This window comes from Enterobacter sp. BNK-8 (genome assembly GCF_048685095.1).
GTDB classification, from domain to species: domain Bacteria; phylum Pseudomonadota; class Gammaproteobacteria; order Enterobacterales; family Enterobacteriaceae; genus Enterobacter; species Enterobacter quasiroggenkampii.
Genome location: NZ_JBLQTN010000001.1, coordinates 1,218,462 through 1,239,640, shown reverse-complemented (window position 1 = coordinate 1,239,640; position 21,179 = coordinate 1,218,462). Strand labels below are relative to the sequence as shown.

The 21,179-nt window shown below is 56.4% G+C and carries 18 protein-coding genes; 8 read left to right on the top strand and 10 right to left on the bottom strand.

Annotated features, from left to right (window positions below; translation table 11 throughout):
• Window positions 1–60: 60 nt before the first annotated feature.
• A complete protein-coding gene (gene matP, locus ACMGGU_RS05865; protein WP_008499929.1) occupies window positions 61–513 on the bottom strand; it encodes a macrodomain Ter protein MatP in 453 nt (150 codons plus the stop codon).
• A gap of 186 nt (window positions 514–699) precedes the next feature.
• Between matP and ACMGGU_RS05860 the strand changes: the two genes are divergently transcribed.
• Together ACMGGU_RS05860 and fabA are read left to right on the top strand one after the other, a co-directional pair.
• The gene (locus tag ACMGGU_RS05860; RefSeq protein ID WP_196352640.1) at window positions 700–2,460 is read left to right on the top strand and encodes an AAA family ATPase; all 1,761 of its coding nucleotides are present in this window, start codon (window positions 700–702) and stop codon (window positions 2,458–2,460) included.
• Window positions 2,461–2,528: 68 nt separating this feature from the next.
• Complete coding sequence (fabA, locus tag ACMGGU_RS05855) at window positions 2,529–3,047, top strand: 3-hydroxyacyl-[acyl-carrier-protein] dehydratase FabA (RefSeq protein ID WP_008499931.1); 519 nt, start codon at window positions 2,529–2,531, stop codon at window positions 3,045–3,047.
• Window positions 3,048–3,118: 71 nt separating this feature from the next.
• Here the strand turns inward: fabA and rmf are convergent, their stop codons facing one another.
• From rmf to rlmKL, 6 genes are all read right to left on the bottom strand, one after another.
• Window positions 3,119–3,286, bottom strand: coding sequence for a ribosome modulation factor (gene rmf, locus ACMGGU_RS05850; protein ID WP_013097261.1), 168 nt, complete (start codon window positions 3,284–3,286; stop codon window positions 3,119–3,121).
• 255 nt (window positions 3,287–3,541) lie between these two features.
• Window positions 3,542–4,108, bottom strand: coding sequence for a membrane integrity-associated transporter subunit PqiC (gene pqiC, locus ACMGGU_RS05845; protein ID WP_045908366.1), 567 nt, complete (start codon window positions 4,106–4,108; stop codon window positions 3,542–3,544).
• On the bottom strand, window positions 4,105–5,745 hold the full coding sequence (pqiB, locus tag ACMGGU_RS05840; protein WP_024907768.1) for an intermembrane transport protein PqiB: 1,641 nt from the start codon (window positions 5,743–5,745) through the stop codon (window positions 4,105–4,107). Before pqiB ends, pqiC begins: the two co-directional genes overlap by 4 nt.
• Window positions 5,746–5,749: 4 nt before the next feature.
• Window positions 5,750–7,003: a membrane integrity-associated transporter subunit PqiA gene (gene pqiA / locus ACMGGU_RS05835; protein WP_008499934.1), complete on the bottom strand. Its 1,254-nt coding sequence runs from the start codon at window positions 7,001–7,003 to the stop codon at window positions 5,750–5,752.
• A 13-nt stretch (window positions 7,004–7,016) separates the two neighbouring features.
• Entirely contained in the window at window positions 7,017–8,924 is a 1,908-nt protein-coding gene (locus tag ACMGGU_RS05830; protein WP_196364796.1) for an ABC transporter ATP-binding protein, read from the bottom strand.
• Between the two features lie 12 nt (window positions 8,925–8,936).
• Window positions 8,937–11,045, bottom strand: coding sequence for a bifunctional 23S rRNA (guanine(2069)-N(7))-methyltransferase RlmK/23S rRNA (guanine(2445)-N(2))-methyltransferase RlmL (rlmKL, locus tag ACMGGU_RS05825; protein WP_196346082.1), 2,109 nt, complete (start codon window positions 11,043–11,045; stop codon window positions 8,937–8,939).
• Window positions 11,046–11,143: 98 nt separating this feature from the next.
• On the opposite strand from rlmKL, the gene ACMGGU_RS05820 reads away from it, so the two are divergent.
• A complete protein-coding gene (locus ACMGGU_RS05820; RefSeq protein ID WP_420300324.1) occupies window positions 11,144–12,253 on the top strand; it encodes a YcbX family protein in 1,110 nt (369 codons plus the stop codon).
• On the opposite strand, the gene zapC is transcribed toward ACMGGU_RS05820, so the two are convergent.
• Window positions 12,250–12,792 carry a cell division protein ZapC gene (zapC, locus tag ACMGGU_RS05815; RefSeq protein ID WP_032651189.1) on the bottom strand — a complete coding sequence of 181 codons (543 nt, stop codon included), beginning with the start codon at window positions 12,790–12,792 and terminating at the stop codon, window positions 12,250–12,252. The genes ACMGGU_RS05820 and zapC overlap by 4 nt on opposite strands.
• A gap of 166 nt (window positions 12,793–12,958) precedes the next feature.
• A complete protein-coding gene (gene pyrD / locus ACMGGU_RS05810; protein WP_023618346.1) occupies window positions 12,959–13,969 on the bottom strand; it encodes a quinone-dependent dihydroorotate dehydrogenase in 1,011 nt (336 codons plus the stop codon).
• 248 nt (window positions 13,970–14,217) lie between these two features.
• On the opposite strand from pyrD, the gene ssuE reads away from it, so the two are divergent.
• From ssuE to ssuB, 5 genes are read left to right on the top strand one after another with little or no spacing between them, the layout of a single operon-like run.
• Window positions 14,218–14,793, top strand: coding sequence for an NADPH-dependent FMN reductase (gene ssuE, locus ACMGGU_RS05805; protein WP_008499940.1), 576 nt, complete (start codon window positions 14,218–14,220; stop codon window positions 14,791–14,793).
• Entirely contained in the window at window positions 14,786–15,748 is a 963-nt protein-coding gene (locus tag ACMGGU_RS05800) for a sulfonate ABC transporter substrate-binding protein (RefSeq protein ID WP_048027225.1), read from the top strand. Before ssuE ends, ACMGGU_RS05800 begins: the two co-directional genes overlap by 8 nt.
• Window positions 15,745–16,890, top strand: coding sequence for an FMNH2-dependent alkanesulfonate monooxygenase (gene ssuD / locus ACMGGU_RS05795; RefSeq protein ID WP_045908372.1), 1,146 nt, complete (start codon window positions 15,745–15,747; stop codon window positions 16,888–16,890). Before ACMGGU_RS05800 ends, ssuD begins: the two co-directional genes overlap by 4 nt.
• Window positions 16,891–16,899: 9 nt before the next feature.
• Window positions 16,900–17,691 (top strand): aliphatic sulfonate ABC transporter permease SsuC, encoded by a 792-nt coding sequence (ssuC, locus tag ACMGGU_RS05790; RefSeq protein WP_420300323.1) that lies wholly within the window; start codon window positions 16,900–16,902, stop codon window positions 17,689–17,691.
• Window positions 17,688–18,458: an aliphatic sulfonates ABC transporter ATP-binding protein gene (gene ssuB, locus ACMGGU_RS05785; protein WP_196346080.1), complete on the top strand. Its 771-nt coding sequence runs from the start codon at window positions 17,688–17,690 to the stop codon at window positions 18,456–18,458. The genes ssuC and ssuB overlap by 4 nt, the downstream gene beginning before the upstream one ends.
• A 106-nt stretch (window positions 18,459–18,564) precedes the next feature.
• Here the strand turns inward: ssuB and pepN are convergent, their stop codons facing one another.
• Entirely contained in the window at window positions 18,565–21,177 is a 2,613-nt protein-coding gene (pepN, locus tag ACMGGU_RS05780) for an aminopeptidase N (RefSeq protein WP_196346079.1), read from the bottom strand.
• Window positions 21,178–21,179 lie beyond the last annotated feature (2 nt).

The window sequence follows — 21,179 nt, the reverse complement described above, 5'->3', positions numbered from 1 at the left end:
GTCTTATAAAAAAACCCCGCAATGCGGGGTTTTTTATTGTCTGAAGAAAAGTAAAAAAATCTACTTTTTACCCAACAGCGCCTGAAGGTCGTTCTTCAGTGTCGACATCTGGTTGGCGTATTTCTCTTTATGTTCTGCATCCTCAATCAGCTGCACGATGGTTTCCGACAGCGTTTTGCCCCGTCGTTGCGCCAGCCCGGCCAGGCGCTGCCAGACAACAAATTCCAGGTCGATTGATTTTTTGCGTGTGTGCTGATGCTCAGCATTAAAATGCCGTTTGCGTCGCGCACGGATAGTTTGCTTCATCCGGTTTAACAAGGCTGGATTGATGTGTTTCTCAATCCAGCCGTTAACCTGTACCGGTTCATTTTCGAGGGTCAGCAAAATATCCACGGCTTCTTGTGCAGCGCTGGCTTCGATGTAGCAGGTGATCAGCTCCCCTTCACGGTGCTTTTTGACCAGGTACTTCCATTTCCAGCCGCTTTCGAGATTTTCCAGTTGTTGATATTTCATTGCGATCTCAGTGTTACCACGTAACTCTGTTCAGAATATCAGTTTTTTAGCAATCTGCTGAAAAGAAATCATATCCTGTGAGTGAATGCAGCCAATCACCCTGTCGAAATCCCCAATCCTGCTTGGGTACAGCCCCCCGCTTACGGTATACTCCACGCTTTTACATCTGACTAAAAAACATCAACTTTGACCATTACGAAACTTGCATGGCGTGACCTTGTTCCGGATACCGAAAGTTATCAGGAACTGTTTGCACAGCCAGATCTCGCAAAAGAACACGAATTCATCCTTAGCGATACGCAGCCCCGTTTGCATTACGCGCTGGAGCAGGTATTAAGCCCATGGGCAACTGCGCCTTTTATGCTGCTCAAAGCCCCGGAAGAAGCGGAATACCTGACGTTGTTCGGGGATGCCGTGCGTCAGTTAAAGCCGGAAGCGAATGCCGTTTTTGGCGGCCAGTATCGTATTACGGGACATGATGTCACTTTCGAACCGGCGGCACAGGCCGACGGTCGTTTTGCCGCCAAGGGCGAGGTGATTACCGCGAACTGGGTCGAGGCAGAACAACTCTTTGGTTGTCTGCGCCAGTTTAACGGCGAGCTTTCGCTGCAGCCGGGGCTGGTACATCGCGCAAATGGCGGTGTTCTGATTATCTCACTGCGTACCCTGCTCTCGCAGCCGCTGCTGTGGATGCGTCTGAAAACCATCGTGCACCAGCAGCGTTTCGACTGGGTCGGCTACGATGAGTCCCGTCCTCTGCCCGTCTCTGTTCCGTCTATGCCGCTGTCGTTAACCGTCGTGCTGACGGGCGATCGTGAATCGCTGGCGGATTTCCAGGAAATGGAGCCGGAACTGGCTGAGCAGGCGGTATATAGCGAATACGAAGACAATATCCAGATTGCCGATGCCGACGATATGGCGCAGTGGTGTCAGTGGGTGATGGCCGTTGCCGAACGATTTGCGCTGCCAACGCCTGCGGCTGACGCGTGGCCAGGCCTGATCCGCGAAGCGGTGCGCTATACCGGTGACCAGGAAACGCTGCCACTCTGCCCGCTCTGGATCGGCAAGCAGCTGCGTGAAGTGGGTGTGATTAGCGGTAACGGTGCGTTCACCGGAGAACAACTCACCCAGATGCTGGCTCAACGAGAGTGGCGAGAAGGCTATCTTGCTGACCGTATGCAGGATGAAATTCTGCTGGAACAAATTCTGGTGGAAACCGAAGGCGAACGCGTCGGTCAGATTAACGCCCTGTCGGTGATTGAATTTCCTGGCCATCCGCGCGCGTTCGGGGAGCCATCCCGTATCAGCTGCGTTGTGCATATTGGCGATGGTGAATTTACCGATATCGAACGCAAAGCCGAGCTGGGCGGAAACATTCACGCCAAAGGCATGATGATCATGCAGGCGTTTTTGATGTCTGAACTGCAGCTTGAGCAACAGATCCCCTTCTCCGCCTCGCTGACGTTTGAGCAGTCCTACAGCGAAGTGGATGGCGATAGCGCCTCTATGGCTGAACTGTGCGCCTTAATCAGCGCCCTGGCGGAAGTGCCTATCAATCAGAACATTGCGATCACCGGTTCGGTGGATCAATTTGGTCGTGCACAGCCTGTGGGTGGCCTCAACGAGAAAATTGAAGGTTTCTTCTCTATCTGTCAGCAGCGCGGTTTAAACGGCAAGCAGGGTGTGATTATTCCGGCTCCCAACGCACGCCATTTAAGCCTCAGTCAGGAGATCCTGGATGCGGTTGAACAAGAGCAGTTCGCTATCTGGGCCATCGAAGGGATTGAGGATGCACTACCCTTACTGACAAACCTGGTATGGGATGGCGAAGGGCAAACCACCCTGATGCAGACTATCCAGGAACGTATTGCTCAGGCGACACAGCAGGATGCTCGTCATCGTTATCCATGGCCGTTACGCTGGCTGGGCTGGTTTAGTTCGAACTGATCGGACTTGTTCAGCGTACACGTGTTAGCTATCCTGCGTCCTTCACTAAAATAAGGCTTACTGAGAACATGGTAGATAAACGCGAATCCTATACAAAAGAAGATCTTCTTGCCTCTGGTCGCGGTGAACTGTTTGGCGCGAAAGGCCCACAGTTACCGGCCCCGAACATGCTGATGATGGACCGTGTCGTGAAAATGACCGAAACCGGCGGCAACTTCGATAAGGGTTACGTAGAAGCAGAACTCGATATCAACCCGGACCTGTGGTTCTTCGGTTGCCACTTTATCGGCGATCCGGTAATGCCTGGCTGTCTGGGTCTGGATGCGATGTGGCAGCTGGTTGGCTTCTATCTGGGCTGGCTGGGTGGTGAAGGTAAAGGCCGCGCGCTGGGCGTAGGCGAAGTAAAATTCACCGGCCAGGTTCTGCCTACAGCGAAGAAAGTGACCTATCGTATTCACTTCAAGCGCATCGTTAACCGCCGCCTGATTATGGGCCTGGCAGATGGCGAAGTGCTGGTCGACGGTCGTCTGATCTATAGCGCAAGCGACCTGAAGGTTGGCCTGTTCCAGGACACGTCCGCGTTCTGATCGTGCTTTTTGCACCCCCGGAAAGGCGAAACCTCCGCATTGCGGAGGTTTCTTTTTTAAAAGAGACGTTATCAGGCTATGAGTGCCCTGTCGCCGATGGCTTCTCGCCAGCCTCCAAGCCATTGTGACCTTTGATTTATCGTCTGATAAGGACACATTTCTTTAGAACGTCCAGCGATGCCGGCCTGATAACCACGTTGATGAGCCCGTTCCAGGCGATCTCGTTTCTGTCTCTTCATGCCTCGTTTCCCTCATTCTTTTGTCTGGTGGAAAGAAAACAGTGTCTGCACTATCTGCACAGGCACAGATAACGAATACCCCGAATTAGTCGCATCGTCAATGTTCAAAATTCATACGGGTGTCATATTTGTGAGCTACCTGGAAGATCATTTGTACAAAAATTGTGACGTGGCACAAGTAACAACCTGAAGTGAAAACGAAAAAAAACCGCAATCAGCAACAGACCGATTGCGGTTTTTGATGATGAATTTTACTTATGGCAGCCGGGAAATCTCTCTCGCGATACTGGCCGACTCCTGCGCCCAACCCTGAGCCAGGACTTTCACCATTTCGTCATAGCCATCCTTCTGCTGCTTCAGCTCCAGATGGAAAGGACGCTTAATCAGCTGCCCCTGATGATTCAGCAACCACTCCCCGCTGATCACCACTGCACCGTCATAGCGGCCGTGGAAGCCCGTTACGGTGACGTTCAGCGTATCCTGATCGTTACCCAGCGGCTGCGACGCGACAACCCAGCCCGGAAGCTGGCTACCCAGATTGGCCACCAGCGTGTTGCGCAGTTGCTGATCCAGCGGACTGGCCCACAAGTTGTTGGTCGCAATCACATATTTAACGTCGCTGGTCTGATAGACCACGCCGTTTCCTGCCAGATAATCCGGCACGGCAACCTGCTCAACCCACAGCTGGCGGTTTCCCTGACTCGCCGTGCTTTGCCCGCCGCTGTGGGTCGCCACAGGCAGCTGATAGTAGCTTTTATTCTCTACCCCTGAACTGCACGCCGTTAACAGCAGAGCGCCAACCATCAATAGCCACTTTTTCATTCTTTTGCCCTCTTCGGCTCAGGATCCTTTTTATCTTTCGCTTCGAACACCAGCGCGTTGCTCTTCTCGTTGAGCGTTTTCAGAACAGGCTGCAGTTCACGCAGGACCTGATCAAGACGCTGCATATCTGCCACCATCTTGTTATAGGCTGCTGAGCCCGGCTGGAAGCCCTGCATACTGCGGTTCAGCTCACGCAGCGTTTTCTGCATGTCCTGCGGCAGCTGCTGCATGCTCTGGCTCGCCGTGATCTTGTTGATGTTATCCAGCGTGGTTTGCAGGCGCTGCATTGTCTCCTGACTCTGATGTAACGACCCGGTCGCCGCTTCAATCATCGGATTCAGTGGCAGATTGTTGATCTTATCCAGCGTCTCCATCAGACGCTGCTGGATCTGCGCCAGGCCGCTGCTCACCGTTGGGATGATCTTATAGCCACCGAATTCACGGATACCGGTAATCGGCGGTGCTTTCGGGTAGAAGTCCATATCCACATACAGCGCACCGGTGACCAGGTTGCCGGTTTTCAGCGACCCGCGCAAACCGCGTTCCATCAACTGAGAGATATGGGCTGCAATATCCTGATTTTCGCCAATCTGGTTTAGCAGACGCTCCGGCTCAATGCGGATCAGCACCGGAATGCGATAGTCATCATCCAGCATCTGGCTCAGACCCGGGACGAAGAACGGCACTTGCCCAACCGTACCGAGGCGAATACCGCGGAACTCAACAGGCGCCCCCGGCTGCAGGCCGCGAACGGAGTCTTTAAAGAACATCAGGAAGTCAACGTGATCGGTATAGAGCGCATCCTGAATGCTTTTTTGATCGTCAAAGAGACGGAAAGCGGTGTTCTCTGCAACCGGCTGGCCCAAATCAAGGCCCTCCGGCACATCAAAACTCACGCCGCCGCCAAACAGCGTGGTCAGCGACCCCATTTCAACGCGCATGCCTGCCGAGGTCAGATCCACCGCGATCCCGCTGTCTTTCCAGAAACGGACATTGCTGGTGACCAGGCGATCGTTTGGCGCATTGATGAAGAGCTGATAGCTGATCGCGCGTTTCTGTGGATCAAACGTGCTTTTCTCAACCGACCCGACGCGGTAGCCGCGGAACAGAACCGGGTCGCCCGCCGTGAGCTGACCTGCTTTTTTACTGTCGAGGATCACGCGGATACCCTTGGCATCAGGCGGCGCAAGCGGCGGTGAGTCCAGGAGCTGGTATTTAGCTGGCTGGTTACCCTTAGCGCCGGGCTGCAGCTCAATGTAGGCGCCCGAAAGCAGCGTCCCTAAGCCGCTGATCCCTTCACGCCCCACCTGCGGCTTAACGACCCAGAAAACGGAATCGCCGTGCAGCAGTTTTTCCATGCCGGCATTAAGGCGCGCCTTAATCTCCACATGGGTTAAATCGTCCGTCAGGGTTGCGCTTTCGACCACGCCCACATCCACGCTACGGCTTTTGATGGTCGTTTTACCGCCCTCAATCCCCTCGGCATTGGTGGTTATCAGCGTCACTTCCGGTCCCTGATGACTGTAATGATAAAACAGGATCCAGGCACCGATCAGCGCAGTCACGATGGGAAAAATCCACACCGGAGACCAGTTTTTGACCTTCTGCACTTTCGCCTCTCCACTCTTATTTTCCATGCTCTTACTCTTCCTCATGGCTTGATTCAGGCTCACGATCCCACGATAAACGAGGGTCGAAGGTCATGGCCGCAAACATGGTCATGATCACGACCAGTGCAAACATTAAAGCCCCCATCGCAGGATAAATACTCATCAAACCGCCCATCCGCACCAGCGCAGAGAGAACGGCGATGACAAACACGTCAATCATTGACCAGCGTCCGACAAACTCGACCACTTCATAAATCAGGTGCATGCGTTCGCTATCGCGTTTCCCATGACCTTTCGCATCCCAACAGAGCCAGGCGATGGCGATCATTTTTAAGGTGGGCACCATAATACTGGCGATAAAGATGACGCCAGCGACCGGATAGGAACCTTCGCCCCAGAGCAGTATCACCCCGGCGAGGATCGTCGAGGGCATTTTGTCACCGAGCAAATCGGTGATCATGATTGGCAGAATATTGGCTGGCAGATACAGCATGACGGACGTGACCAGCAGCGCCATCGTCCACTGCAGGCTATTTTTACGGCGTACGTGCCCCTTTGTTTCGCAGCGCGGACAGACGTCGAGATCGGCGGGCAGCACGGCGGTACAGCACGGACACGAGCGAAGCCCCTGGCGAATGCCGGGCACCCCGACCTTCACCGTCTGAGCAAGCGTCGGCGCTGGCGCGATATCGTCCCACGCCCAACGCCTGTCCACACACTGGAAGGCGCGCAGCTGCAGAACGCAGTACAGACACCAGGGAATAAAGCTGCTGCCAATCCCCACGTCGCCGTACGCCATCAGCTTCACGAAGCTGACCAGAATCCCCGCCAGAAAGATCTCGGCCATCCCCCAGCTTTTGAGCTGAAAAAGAATACGCGCCAGTCGGATTTTCAGCGGTGCCGGCATCCTGACGCGGTTCACCAGCAAAAGGATGACGACCAGGCAAAAAGCCGGGACTATCTGGACAAACAGGAGAAAAAAGGTCCCCAGGCTGGCGTAATCTTCCGAGAACATCACGCCCGGGATTTCAAGCAAATCCACCTGGCTGGTGATCCCCCCCACCTTCATATAGATGAAGGGGAAGAGATTGGAGAGCAGCAGCATAAATAAGGCTGCCAGAGCGTAAGCAGTGGGACGCTGCCGCGGCGCGTCCCACTCGGTTGTCAACGTCGCACCGCAACGTGGACACAGGGCTTTATGTCCGTGACCAAGCTCTGGCAACGCCACGAGCATATCGCATTGCGAGCATAAAATATGCCTGTCGGCATGGTGCTGGTCACACATATGTTATCCCTGTTTATGCGCCGTTTTTCAGAGACTCAAGGTACTCCCAGCGCTCAAATGCTTCTTCCAGGGCTTTTTCAGCCGCGGACAGTTCTGACAGTACTTTCTGAGTATAGTCATGCGATTGAGTAAAGAATGACGCATCAGCAACCTGAGTTTGCAGATCCTCAAGCGCGGCCTCCAGCTCTTCAAGACGCTGCGGTAGCCCCTCCAGTTCGCGCTGCAGGTTATAGCTTAGTTTAGCCGAGGTTTTCTTGACAGTTTCTGCTTTTGTTACAGCAGGTTCAGCACTTATTTTGGGCTTTGACTGCTTCGTCGCCAGCGACTGTGCCTGTTGCCCTTTTGCATCGTGATAACCGCCGACATATTGACCAATTCGCCCTTCACCTTCGAAGATCCAGCACTCGGTCACGGTGTTATCAACGAACTGACGATCGTGGCTGACCAGCATCACGGTGCCCTGATAGCCGTCAATCAGCTCTTCGAGTAATTCCAGCGTTTCGACATCCAGGTCGTTAGTCGGTTCATCGAGGATCAGCAGGTTGCTTGGCTTCAGGAACAGGCGCGCCAGCAGAAGGCGGTTTCGCTCACCGCCGGACAGCGCGCGCACCGGCGTCATGGCGCGTTTCGGATGGAACAGGAAGTCCTGCAGGTAGCCCAGCACGTGGCGCGGCTTGCCGTTCACCATCACTTCCTGCTTACCTTCGGCGAGGTTGTCCATCACCGTGCGGTCCGGATCCAGTTCCGCGCGGTGCTGGTCGAAGTAGGCGACCTCCAGCTTGGTCCCGCAGTGAATGCGTCCGCTGTCGGCCTGCAGCTGGCCCAGCATCAGCTTCAGCAGCGTGGTTTTACCGCAGCCGTTCGGGCCAATCAGGGCGATTTTGTCGCCGCGCTGGACCTGCGCGGAGAAATCGTTCACCAGCACTTTACCGTCAACCTGATAGTTGACGTTTTCCATTTCAAAAACAATCTTGCCGGAACGGGACGCCTCTTCCACCTGCATTTTGGCGCTGCCCATCACTTCACGGCGTTCGCTGCGCTCGCGACGCATCGCCTTCAGAGCGCGCACGCGGCCTTCGTTACGGGTACGGCGGGCTTTGATGCCCTGGCGGATCCAGACCTCTTCCTGCGCCAGCTTGCGGTCGAACTCGGCATTCTGCAGCTCTTCCACGCGCAGGTTTTCTTCTTTCTCCAGTAGATACGTATCGTAATCGCCGGGATAGGTGACCAGCTTGCCGCGGTCGAGGTCGACAATGCGCGTCGCCATATTGCGGATAAACGAACGGTCGTGTGAGATAAAGATGATGGTGCCGCTGAAGGTTTTCAGGAAACCTTCCAGCCAGTCGATCGCTTCGATATCCAGGTGGTTGGTCGGTTCGTCCAGCAGCAGCACCTTCGGCCCGCTGACCAGCGCGCGACCCAGGGCCGCTTTACGCAGCCAGCCGCCGGAGAGCGCCGACAGCTCCATATCGGGTTCCAGGCCGAGCTGTGCCAGCACTTCATTAATGCGGTTTTCAAGCTGCCACAGACCGTGGTGATCGAGCATCTCCTGCACTTTCGCCAGTTCGTTGAGGTTTTTGTCGCTCGGATCGGTCATCACCAGATGCGAAATCTCGTGATAGCGCTTCAGGTATTCAGCCTGCTCGGAGATCCCTTCCGCCACGAAATCGTAAACGCTGCCGGTCACGTGACGCGGTGGATCCTGCTGCAGGCGGGAGACAATCAGATCCTGCTCGTAAACAATACGTCCGTCATCCAGCCCCTGTTCGCGGTTAAGGATTTTCATCAGCGTGGATTTACCCGCGCCGTTACGGCCCACCAGACAGACGCGCTCGTTATCTTCGATGTGCAGTTCTGCATTGTCGAGAAGCGGTGAGTCGCTGAAAGAGAGCCACGCGCCGTGCATACTAATTAAAGACATTTATTTTTCCTTTCAGACCGCGGTAATCAACCAGCAGTTATGGATTTGACGGTTACGGGCAAAGTCCTGAGACAGCGTTTTTTGGCTGATTTCTTGTGCTTTCAGTCCCAGGGCTGCTAAGCCGTCATGATCCATACGGAAGCCGCGTTTGTTGTTCGAGAACATAATGGTGCCGCCTTTGCGCAGCAGGCGCTTCAGGTCGGTCATCAGGCGCAGGTGATCGCGTTGTACATCAAAGCTATCTTCCATACGCTTGGAGTTGGAGAAGGTCGGCGGATCGATAAAGATCAGATCAAACTGCTCGTCGGTATCGCGCAGCCAGCCCAGCACGTCAGCCTGCATCAGGCGATGCTGACGTCCGGTTAAGCCGTTAAGACGCAGGTTGCGCTCCGCCCACTCCAGATAGGTACGGGACATATCCACCGTGGTGGTGGTGCGCGCGCCGCCCAGACCGGCATGCACGCTGGCGCTGCCGGTATAGGAGAAGAGATTCAGGAAGTCCTTGCCTTTACTCATCTGGCCCAGCATGCGTCGGGCGATACGGTGGTCAAGGAACAGACCGGTATCCAGATAGTCGGTCAGGTTGACCCACAGGCGCGCGTTGTATTCGCCCACTTCGATAAAGTCGCCCTTCTCGCCCATCTTCTGGTACTGATTTTTGCCTTTCTGACGTTCACGCGTTTTCAGCACCAGCTTGTTTGGCGCAATACCCAGCACGGCGATGGTGGCGGCAATGACGTCCAGCATGCGCTGACGCGCTTTTTGCGCATCAATGGTTTTCGGCGGCGCATATTCCTGAATCACCACCCAGTCCGCGTAGCGGTCAACCGCCACGTTGTACTCCGGCAGGTCGGCATCGTACAGGCGATAGCATTCAATGCCCTCCTGCTTCGCCCACTTCTCAAATTTCTTCAGGTTCTTGCGCAGGCGGTTGGCGTAATCTTCCGCCACGCCGGACGGCTTGCTGTCGGCCGCCTTCTCCGCCAGATGGTAGTTTTTCTGCACGCAGTCCAGCGGGCCGTTTTTCGCTTTAAACTGGCGATCGGCGCGCAGCTGCAGGCAGCTCAGCAGCTCCGGCGAGGCGCTGAACAGAGACAGGTTCCAGCCGCCGAAGTGGTCCTTCATATTGCGGCCCAGCAGGCTGTGCAGGGCAATCAGCGCCGGTTCGCTATCGAGACGTTCGCCGTATGGCGGGTTGCTGATGACGGTACCGTACGGGCCTTTTGGCAGCGGGTTAGTCAGGTTCGCCACGTCTTTCACTTCAAAGGTAACCAGCTCGCCGATACCGGCACGGCGGGCGTTGCTGCGCGCACGCTCAATGACGCGAGGGTCGCTATCGGAGCCGTAGAAATGAGAGGTATATTCCGCCAGCCCCTTGCGCGCGCGGGTCTGCGCGTCGTCTTTGACCTCTTTCCAGAGCGCTTCATCGTGCTGCGCCCAGCCCTTGAAGCCCCACTGGCCGCGGTGCAGTCCCGGCGCGCGGTCGGTGGCCAGCATGGCCGCTTCAATCAGCAGGGTACCGGAACCACACATCGGGTCGAGCAGCGGCGTGCCCGGCTGCCAGCCGGAGCGCATCACAATCGCGGCCGCCAGGGTCTCTTTGATGGGTGCCATACCGGTACGATCGCGGTAGCCGCGCAGGTGCAGGCCCGCGCCGCTCAGATCGAGGGAGATACTCGCCGTGTCGCCGTTCAGCCAGACGTTAATACGCAGATCGGGGTTTTCACGATCGACGTTGGGACGTTCCTTATTTTTACGCGTGAAGCAGTCCACAATGGCGTCTTTTACGCGCAGGGCACCGTACTGGCTGTTGCGGATCTCGTCGTTCACGCCGTTGAAATGCACCGCAAAGGTGGCATTCGGGGTGAAGATCTCTGTCCAGTCGATCATCTGTACGCCGGTATAGAGATCAAGGTCGCTATAGACCTTGCACTCCTTCATCGGCAGCATGATGCGCGACGCCAGGCGGCTCCACATCAGGCTCTGGTAAATAAGCCGCGTGTCGCCCTCAAAATGGACACCACCCTGAACCACCTGGCACTCTTGCGCGCCCAGGCTTTCCAGTTCAGTTTTTAACAGCTCTTCCAGCCCACGGGCCGTACTGGCAAACAGAGAATTCATATCGTCACTTTTACTCTTAGAAAATTGTCGCGCATTATAGCTAATATGGCGTGTATGTCATAAAGTTGAAGGCTTATTTTCATTCGAGGGAGTGTGCAGTGGCGACGTTATCCAGGCTTTTTATTCATCCGGTGAAATCCATGCGCGGCATCGGCGTCTCTCACGCGCTGGCCGACATGAGCGGATTTGCCTTCGATCGTATTTTTATGGTCACCGAGCCTGACGGTACGTTCATTACCGCACGCCAGTTCCCTCAGATGGTTCGCTTTACCCCTTCCCCGCTTCACGACGGTTTGCACCTTACCGCGCCGGACGGTTCCAGCGCGGTGATTCGCTTTGCTGATTTTGCGCCCGTCGATGCGCCAACGGAAGTGTGGGGTAATCATTTTACCGCGCGCATCGCCCCGGATGAGATTAACCGCTGGCTGAGCGGCTTCTTTTCCCGTGACGTGCAGCTGCGCTGGGTTGGGCCTGAACTGACGCGTCGCGTGAAGCGCCACGACGCCGTTCCTCTCTCCTTCGCCGATGGCTTCCCGTTCCTGCTGACCAACGAAGCCTCGCTGCGTGATTTACAAAGCCGCTGCAAAGCCAGCGTTCAGATGGAACAGTTCCGTCCGAATCTGGTGGTGACGGGTGCAGAGGCCTGGGACGAAGATACCTGGAAAGTGATCCGCATTGGCAGCGTCATTTTTGACGTGGTGAAGCCGTGCAGCCGCTGCATTTTCACGACGGTCAGCCCGGAGAAAGGCCAGAAGCACCCTTCCGGCGAACCGTTGAAGACGCTGCAGTCATTCCGCACCGCGCAGGATAACGGTGATGTCGATTTCGGCCAGAACCTGATCCCGCGCTCCTGCGGCGCGATCCGCGTCGGTGATGAGGTAGAAGTGCTCGCCCGTGGGCCAGCAAGGGTGTACGGCTCGGGTCAGGAAGAGGAGTTTGTCGACGTTGAGACAAACGTCGCCGCTGCGGTAGAGATTCACTGGCAGGGCAACGTGATCCGGGGTAATAACCAGCAGGTATTGCTTGAGCAGCTGGAACAAGCAGGGATCCGCATCCCCTACTCCTGTCGCGCGGGAATTTGCGGATGCTGCCGCATCAGGCTGGTGGATGGCGAAGTGAGTGCGTTGAAAAAATCGGCAATTGGAAATGACGGCACAATTCTGTGCTGTAGCTGCGTCCCGAAAACGTCCGTACAGCTGGAAGCTTAAACCGCCTGCTCGAGGCTGAAGGCATCCACGCGAAGCTGGGGCTTCAGCCTGTCGTTCATAACCTTAATGGCATCCCCAAGCTGCATTGTCCGCCCGGCAATCGTCACGCCGGGCTGGGCCAGCAAACAGAGCGCGGCATTTTCGCCGGGCTCCACCACCAGCAGGCTCACCTCTTCTGCGGTATCGCTCAGATTGACGCTGGCCGCATCACCCGTTGCCGGGGTCCAGTTCATGCCGTGCGGCAGGAAATGCCAGCTCTTTGGCATTTGCGGTTTCAGGAAACGGATAGCCACCAGCGCATTTAATACCAGTTCGGCACGCTGCTCTTTCGAGAGCACCAGATCGCGACATTTTTCCTCAAAGGAGAAATACAGCGCAGCGTCATCAACGCAAAAGCCTGACGGGGAAAAGGCGTCCGGGGTTAACATTCGGCGGGCAAAACGAGAGCGAAACAACATGCCATTGGCTAAGTCGAGCATCATTCGGTCATGCTCGTCGCAAAAATACCAGCGCCAGTTATCGTCAGGTTTAATTCGCATGTTTCTCTCCCGTCCCCGAAACGTCCTGTACTAAAAATGTCCTGATCGCCGCTTCGTTTATAACACCATTAATAAAAGACTATAATGTCTAAATAAGCAACAGTGACGGAATATAAAACAACCAGGGCTGGAAATAAAGCCCTGGTTGTCTGATTAAGAGAAAAGATTAGATATGAGTAACGATTTCTTTAATCAGCGGCGGCCCTTTAAAAATAAAGCCGGAATAGATTTGCACCAGTGATGCACCCGCTGCCATCTTCTCGCGCGCAGCAATCACCGAGTCAATGCCACCGACGCCAATAATCGGCAGACGGCCATTTAATTCCGCAGACAGAGCGCGAATAATTTCGGTGCTTTTTAATTGCACCGGACGGCCGCTTAACCCACCCGCTTCGTCACAGTTTTTCATTCCCTGCACGAGGGAGCGATCGAGGGTGGTATTGGTCGCAATCACACCATCAATATTATGACGAACTAAACTGTCGGCAACCTGGATCAATTCTTCGGCAGAAAGATCCGGCGCGATCTTAACCGCGACCGGAACATATTTATGGTGGATCGACTGGAGTTCATTTTGTTTATTTTTAATGGCACTCAGAAGATCGTCCAGCGCCTCACCATATTGTAAGGATCGCAGCCCCGGGGTATTGGGGGAAGAAATATTCACCGCAATATAACCGGCATAGGCGTAGACTTTTTCCATACAAATCAGATAGTCATCTTTACCCTGCTCGACCGGCGTGTCTTTATTTTTGCCGATATTGATGCCCAGAATGCCGTCAAAGTGGGCTTTTTTAACGTTCTCAACGAGGTGATCAACACCGTGGTTATTGAAGCCCATGCGGTTGATCAGCCCTTCGGCTTCCACCAGTCGGAACAGGCGCGGCTTGTCATTTCCCGGCTGCGGGCGCGGGGTAACGGTGCCGATTTCAATGGAGCCAAAGCCCATCGCGCCCAGGGCATCAATGCACTCGCCGTTTTTGTCCAGACCGGCCGCCAGACCCAGCGGATTTTTAAAGGTCAGCCCCATGCACTGCACAGGTTTTACCGGCACATGCTGGCGCACCAGCGCGGCCAGAGGCGTTCCGGTAATACGACGTAATTGCTGGAATGTCAATTCATGAGCGCGCTCAGGGTCGAGCTGGAAAAGGGCTTTACGAACGAAGGGGTAGTACATGAACTCTCCTGGATTCCCGGTGTGCAAACCGGGAGGGGATTATGGGCGATCCCGGCGCGAAAGGGAATTGACCTGCGGCAAAAAATCAGCGCAAAACGCAATCGTTTACCTCCCCGCCTGTTTCTTATGCACTTTTTCGCATTTTAATTGCAGATAAATCATTTAGTGGAATAAACGCGCGGTGTCACACTCCTTAAAATTGTTATGAATGTTAGATAAAAGCAAACAATTAGTTATAAGGAGGAAGTATGCGCGTCATTACCCTGGCCGGAAGTCCACGATTCCCGTCACGCTCCAGCGCCCTGCTGGAATATGCCCGTGAAAAACTGAATGCTCTGGATGTGGAAGTGTGCCACTGGAACCTGCATAACTTCGAACCTGAAGATTTGCTCTACGCCCGTTTCGACAGCCCCGCCCTGAAAACCCTCATTGAGCAACTTAACGGCGCGGACGGCCTGATCGTGGCAACGCCCATTTATAAAGCCTCTTTTTCCGGGGCGCTGAAAACCCTGCTCGATCTGCTTCCGGAACGCGCGCTGGACGGAAAGGTGGTGCTGCCGCTGGCAACGGGCGGTACGGTTGCCCATTTACTGGCCGTGGATTACGCCCTGAAGCCGGTGCTGAACGCGCTGAAAGCGCAGGAGATCCTCCACGGCGTTTTCGCCGATGACTCACAGGTTATCGACTATCAGCACAAACCCCACTTTACGCCCAACCTGCAAACCCGCCTCGATAACGCTCTGGAAACCTTCTGGCATGCCCTGCATCGCCGGGATATCCAGGCCCCGGCGTTTGGTCAGCCTCAAGGAGTCGCCCATGTTTAAAATCTTAACCCGCATCGGACTGGCCGGTTTGATGGCATTTACCTCGCTGGCCCATGCCGCAGAAACGGCTCCGGAAAGCTTACGTATCGGCTATCAGAAAGGCAGCGTCAGCATGGTGCTGGCAAAAAGCCACCAGCTTCTGGAAAAACGCTTCCCGGACACCAAATTCTCCTGGGTGGAGTTCCCTGCCGGCCCGCAGATGCTGGAGGCCCTTAACGTGGGCAGTATCGATCTCGGCAGCACGGGCGATATTCCGCCAATATTTGCCCAGGCGGCGGGAGCGGACCTCGTCTATGTAGGCGTTGAGCCGCCCAAGCCGAAAGCCGAGGTGATCCTGGTGCCTGAAAACAGCGATATCAAAAGTGTCGCCGATCTCAAAGGCCATAAGGTCGCATTCCAGAAAGGTTCCAGCTCACACAACCTGTTGCTGCGTGCCCTGCAAGAGGCCGGGCTCAAGTTCACTGACATTCAGCCTGTTTACCTGACGCCTGCCGACGCGCGCGCCGCGTTCCAGCAGAAGAACGTTGATGCCTGGGCCATCTGGGATCCGTACTACTCCGCCGCATTACTGCAGGGCGGCGTTCGCGTGCTGAAAGACGGTACCACGCTGAAGCAGACCGGCTCGTTCTATCTGGCCGCGCGCCCTTATGCGGAAAAGAACGGCGCATTTATTCAGGGCGTGCTGGATACCTTTACCCAGGCCGATGCCCTGACTCAGAGCCAGCGTCAGGAGAGCATTGCCCTGCTGGCGAAAACCATGGGCTTACCTGAGCCGGTGATCGCGAGCTATCTCAACCACCGCCCGCCGACCACCATTACGCCCGTTGACGCGCACGTCGCCGCGCTTCAGCAGCAAACAGCCGACCTCTTCTATCAAAACCACCTGGTTCCAAAACAGGTCACTATTCGCGAACGCATCTGGCAACCCGCAGGCAAAGAAGGAGCTAAATCATGAGTCTGAATCTTTTCTGGTTTTTACCCACCCACGGTGATGGACACTATCTTGGCACAGAAGAGGGTTCACGCCCGGTTGACCATGGCTACCTGCAGCAGATTGCTCAGGCTGCGGACCGTATCGGTTTCACCGGGGTGCTGATCCCGACCGGACGGTCATGTGAAGATGCGTGGCTGGTCGCCGCGTCGATGATCCCGGTCACTCAGCGTCTGAAATTCCTGGTCGCGTTACGCCCGAGCGTGGTCTCTCCTACCGTGGCGGCACGTCAGGCGGCAACGCTGGACCGACTGTCCAACGGCCGCGCCTTGTTTAACCTGGTGACGGGCAGCGATCCGCAGGAGCTGGCGGGCGACGGCGTGTTCCTCGACCACACCGAACGCTATGAGGCCTCCGCCGAGTTCACCCGCGTCTGGCGACGCCTGCTGGAAGGGGAAACCGTTACCTTTGAAGGCAAGCATATTCACGTTCGCGACGCGAAGCTCTACTTTCCGCCGGTGCAGCAGCCGCGCCCGCCGCTCTATTTTGGCGGGTCGTCGGATGTGGCGCAGGATCTGGCAGCAGAGCAGGTCGATCTCTATCTGACCTGGGGCGAACCGCCTGAACTGGTAAAAGAAAAAATTGCCCAGGTTCGCGCGAAGGCGGCCGCCCATGGCCGCAAGGTGCGCTTCGGTATCCGTCTGCATGTGATTGTGCGCGAGACCAATGAAGAAGCCTGGCAGGCGGCGGACCGCCTGATCTCCCATCTGGATGATGAAACGATCGCCAGAGCCCAGGCCGCATTTGCCAAAACCGACTCCGTCGGGCAGCACCGGATGGCGTCCCTGCACAACGGCAAGCGCGAGAACCTGGAGATCAGCCCGAACCTGTGGGCGGGCGTCGGTCTGGTGCGCGGCGGTGCAGGCACAGCGCTGGTCGGCGATGGCCCGACCGTGGCCGCGCGTATCAATGAATACGCCGAACTGGGCATCGACAGCTTTATTCTCTCCGGTTATCCGCATCTGGAAGAGGCGTACAAGGTGGGCGAACTGCTGTTCCCGCACCTGGATGTCGCCATTCCGGAGGTGCCACAGCCGCAGCGGCTCCAGCTTCAGGGCGAAGCCGTGGCGAACGAATTCATTCCACGCAAAGCCGCACAGAGCTAAGGAGTGACCATGTCTGCCACCTCACAAAAATGGCTGCTGCGCGCCGCACCGTGGTTTTTACCCGTCGGCATTGTGGCGCTCTGGCAGCTCGCATCGTCTACCGGCTGGCTGTCGAGCCGCATTCTGCCCTCTCCGGAGGGCGTTGTAGAAGCGTTCTGGTCGCTGAGCGTTAGCGGAGAACTGTGGCAGCACCTGGCGATCAGCTCCTGGCGCGCCGTGATCGGGTTTTCCATCGGCGGCAGTATCGGGCTGGTCCTGGGCCTGATCAGCGGCCTTTCACGCTGGGGTGAACGGCTGCTGAATACCTCCATCCAGATGCTGCGTAATGTGCCGCATCTGGCGCTGATCCCGCTGGTCATTTTGTGGTTTGGAATTGATGAGAGTGCCAAGATCTTCCTCGTGGCACTGGGCACGCTCTTCCCGATTTACATCAATACCTGGCACGGCATCCGCAATATCGATCGCGGTCTGGTAGAGATGGCGCGCAGCTACGGCTTATCGGGTTTTTCCCTCTTTATTCATGTGATTCTGCCGGGCGCCCTGCCCTCCATTATGGTCGGCGTGCGTTTTGCGCTCGGCCTGATGTGGCTGACGCTGATTGTGGCGGAAACCATCTCAGCTAACTCCGGGATTGGCTACCTGGCGATGAACGCCCGTGAATTCCTGCAAACGGACGTGGTGGTGGTTGCCATTATCCTTTATGCCCTGCTCGGCAAACTCGCTGACGTCAGCGCCCAGTGGCTGGAGCGCAGCTGGCTGCGCTGGAACCCGGCCTATACCCTTCAGGAGGCGAAAGCATGAATACGGCACGACTGAATCAGGGGACCCCGTTACTGCTGAACGGCGTCACCAAACGCTACGGCGAAAACACCATTCTTAACGGGCTGGATCTGCATATTCCCGCCGGACAGTTTGTGGCCGTTGTCGGGCGCAGCGGCGGCGGCAAGAGTACGCTGCTACGGCTGCTGGCCGGACTGGAAGCCCCCAACGGCGGCGACATTCTGGCAGGGACAACGCCGCTTGCGAATATCCAGGACGATACCCGCATGATGTTCCAGGACGCGCGGCTGCTGCCGTGGAAAACGGTTATCGACAATGTCGGGCTCGGCCTTAAGGGGAGCTGGCGGGATGAAGCCCGCCAGGCGCTGGCCGCCGTTGGGCTGGAAAATCGCGCCGATGAGTGGCCTGCTGCCCTTTCGGGTGGACAGAAGCAGCGCGTGGCGCTGGCGCGGGCGTTGATTCACCGTCCGGGACTGCTGTTGCTCGATGAACCGCTGGGCGCGCTCGACGCCCTGACGCGAATCGAAATGCAGGATTTGATTGGATCCCTCTGGCAGGCGCACGGCTTTACGGTACTGCTGGTGACGCATGACGTGAGTGAAGCCGTCGCAATGGCCGACCGGGTGCTGTTAATAGAGGACGGGAAAATCGGTCTGGATCTGACTGTGGATCTTCCGCGGCCCCGTCGCGTGGGTTCGGCAAGACTGGCGGAGCTGGAGGCTGAGGTATTGGATCGGGTGATGAAGCGAGGGGAAACGGAGTTGCGGCGAGTTAAGGCTAATGTCTGACACCCTCACTCCGGCCCTCTCCCACGGGGAGAGGAAGGAAACACTAAAAACGGCAACCGAGGTTGCCGTTTTGCGTTTACCTGCCCACCGGGCTTTTTTTTCTACATCACGCTAAGGCTTTAGCAATCTTCTCGTACAGATCGCCAGACAGGTTTTCCAGCCCTTTCAGCTGCTCAAGCGCGGCACGCATCTTCGCCTGACGCTTCGCATCGTAGCGTTTCAGACGGATCAGCGGCTCAATCAGACGCGACGCCACCTGCGGGTTACGGCTGTTCAGCTCGGTCAGCATTTCCACCATGAACTGATAACCGCTGCCGTCTTCGGCGTGGAACGCGGCCGGGTTGCTGCTGGCAAACGCGCCAATCAGCGAACGCACGCGGTTTGGGTTGCTCAGGGTAAAGGAGCGATGCTTCAGCAGGCTGCGCACGTTGCTGAGCGCATCGGCCGCCGGGCTGGTCGCCTGCAGGATGAACCACTTGTCCATCACCAGGCCATCCTGATGCCACTTGTCATCGTACTCCTGCATCAGCGCATCGCGGCACGGCAGTTCGGCGGCAACGCTTGCGCCCAGCGCGGCCAGCGCGTCGGTCATGTTATCCGCTTCGTGATACTGCTTGCTCACCAGGGTGTTCGCCAGCTCGGTTTCACCAAACGCCAGATAGCGCAGGCAGGTGTTGCGCAGAGAACGTTTACCGATGTCCGCGTGCTCAACGCGATAAGCGTCAAGCTTGTTGGCGTTATAAATGGCGAGGAACTCGTCCGCCAGCTCAGCAGCCAGCGTACGGGTCAGCGCTTCACGCACCGCCACGATCGCGATCGGATCGATAATCTCGAACAACTCCGCGATTTCCGTTGCTGACGGCAGGGTCAGAATTTCAGCGGCGAGCGCCGGGTCAATTTTCTCATCCAGCAGGACCGCGCGGAACGCGTCAGCTACGTGAACAGGCAGCGACAGCGGCTGGCCCTGCTGATGACGGTTTACGTTAAGCTTGATGTAGGTCGCCAGCAGGCTTTGTGCGGCATCCCAGCGGGAGAAGTCGTTACGCGCGTGACGCATCAGGAACGTCAGTTGCTGATCGCTCCACTTGTACTCCAGCTTCACCGGCGCGGAAAATTCACACAGCAGCGCAGGCACCGGCTGGAAATAGACGTTATCGAAGATAAAGGTCTGCTCGGCCTGGGTCACGTTCAGCACGTGGTGTACCGGGTGGCCACCCTTCTGCAGTGGAATGACTTTGCCTTCGTTATCGTACAGCTCAATGCTGAACGGAATATGCAGCGGGTATTTCTCTTCCTGCTCTGCCGTCGGCGGCGTGCGCTGGCTGATGGTCAGGGTGTACTGCTCGGTCTCTGGATTGTAATCGTCTTTGACGGTAACAATCGGCGTACCTGCCTGGCTGTACCAGCGGCGGAAGTGGGAAAGATCGACATTAGAGGCATCTTCCATTGCCTGCACAAAATCGTCGCAGGTGGCCGCGCTGCCGTCATGACGCTCGAAGTAGAGCTGCATCCCTTTCTGGAAGTTCTCTTCACCCAGCAGAGTGTGGATCATGCGGATAATTTCAGCGCCTTTCTCATACACCGTCAGGGTGTAGAAGTTGTTCATTTCGATGACTTTATCCGGGCGGATTGGATGCGCCATTGGGCTGGCATCTTCCGCAAACTGCAGGCCGCGCATGGTACGCACGTTGTTGATGCGGTTCACGGCGCGTGACCCCAGATCGGAGCTGAACTCCTGGTCACGGAAGACGGTCAGGCCCTCTTTCAGGCTCAGCTGGAACCAGTCGCGGCAGGTGACGCGGTTACCGGTCCAGTTGTGGAAATATTCGTGGCCGATGACGCGTTCGATATCGAGATAATCTTTATCGGTGGCAGTATCGGTGCGCGCCAGCACGTATTTGGAGTTAAAGACGTTCAGGCCTTTGTTTTCCATTGCGCCCATGTTGAAGAAATCAACGGCGACGATCATATAGATGTCGAGGTCATATTCGAGGCCGAAGCGCTCTTCGTCCCACTTCATGGAGTTGATGAGCGAGGTCATCGCCCACGGCGCGCGGTCCAGGTTACCACGGTCAACAAACAGCTCCAGCGCCACCTCGCGGCCTGAGCGCGTTTTGAAGGTGTCGCGCAGCACGTCGAAATCGCCCGCCACCAGCGCAAACAGGTAGCACGGTTTTGGGAACGGATCCTGCCACTGAACCCAGTGACGGCCATTCTCCAGCTCGCCTTCACCTACGCGGTTGCCGTTGGAGAGCAGGAAGGGATACAGGGTTTTATCGGCGATGATCTTGGTGGTGAAGCGCGCCAGGACATCCGGGCGATCGAGATACCAGGTAATGTGGCGGAACCCTTCCGCTTCACACTGGGTACACAGCGCCACGCCAGACTGGTACAGCCCTTCCAGCGCGGTATTGGCGGCCGGGCTGATTTCATTCACGATGCGCAGCGTAAACTGATCCGGCAGGTTGTCGATGACCAGCTGGTTGTTTTCTTCTTTATAGTCCGACCAGGCTTCATCATTAATATGCAGGGAGACCAGCGTCAGGTCTTCGCCATCCAGACGCAGCGGCACGGCAGTTGCGCTGTGGCGCGTCACCTGACTCACCGCCGTGACAACGGTTTTAGTGGCATCCAGGTCAAAAGTCAGATCGATTTCGCTAATCAGATAATCCGGCGCACGGTAGTCGTGGCGGTATTTGGCTTGTGGCTGTTGTGTCATAG